This window comes from Embleya sp. NPDC056575 (assembly GCF_042793325.1).
Classification (GTDB): Bacteria; Actinomycetota; Actinomycetes; order Streptomycetales; family Streptomycetaceae; genus Embleya.
Map to the genome: position 1 here is coordinate 1 of NZ_JBHTVA010000214.1, position 1,009 is coordinate 1,009.

The window sequence follows — 1,009 nt, forward strand, 5'->3', positions numbered from 1 at the left end:
AAATCCTTTTTGAAGAGGCTTGCCAAAAAGCCATGGAAAAAGGGGGCATACAAAAGGATCAAGTTCAATTTATCCTAGCTGGGGACTTAATCAATCAAATCACCCCAACAAGTTTCGCTAGCAGAACGATTGGAGCGCCTTATTTTGGCTTATTCGGTGCTTGCTCTACCTCGATGGAAGGACTGGCTCTAGGTGCTTATATTGTAAATACAAAAGGAGCGAAATATTTGTTAACAGGAGCTTCCAGTCATGATACAGCTGTAGAAAAACAATTTCGGTATCCAACTGAGTATGGTGGACAAAAGCCACCTACGGCACAATGGACGGTTACTGGTGCAGGTGCAGCCCTATTAAGTGATTCTGGGGAAGGACCTCATGTCACATCTGCCACAATTGGTCGTGTAATCGATATGGGATTGACAGATCCATTTAACATGGGAGGAGCTATGGCGCCAGCTGCGGTTGATACCATTGAAGCCCATTTAAAGGAACGAAATGTTGAGCCATCTTATTACGATTTAATTGTAACCGGTGACCTTGGCCAAATCGGACAGGAAGTGTCCATGGATCTATTTAAAAAGCATGGAACTCCTATTAGTGAAGAACAATACCAAGATTGTGGCCTTATGATTTATCGGGAAGGACAACCCGTTCTTGCAGGGGCAAGCGGTGCTGGCTGTTCAGCAACGGTAGTTTATGGGCATTTATTAAACCGCATGAAAAATGGTGAATTTAAACGCATGTTAGTTGTGGCTACAGGTGCTTTGCTTTCACCGTTGTCCTTTCAGCAAAATGAAACAATTCCTTGTATCGCCCATGCAGTGTCAATTGAATACGGAGGTGAACAATTAACATGATCTATTTTTGGGCTTTTGTCGTAGGCGGTTTAATTTGTATCATTGGGCAAATTATGTTTGATGTATTTAAATTGACACCAGGTCATACCTTAAGTGCTCTTGTAGTGATTGGGGCGCTTTTAGATGGATTTGGACTATACGAGCCTTTGATT

2 protein-coding genes are annotated in these 1,009 nt (G+C 42.5%); both read left to right on the top strand.

Going from position 1 to position 1,009, the window contains the following annotated elements; all coding sequences use genetic code 11:
• Positions 1-857 (top strand): stage V sporulation protein AD (gene spoVAD / locus ACFRCG_RS48850; protein WP_380043143.1); only part of this gene is annotated, 857 nt, incomplete at its 5' end.
• Positions 854-1,009, top strand: a 156-nt coding sequence (locus ACFRCG_RS48855; protein WP_380043145.1) for a SpoVA/SpoVAEb family sporulation membrane protein, incomplete at its 3' end; no start/stop codon positions are given. The genes spoVAD and ACFRCG_RS48855, both read left to right, overlap by 4 nt.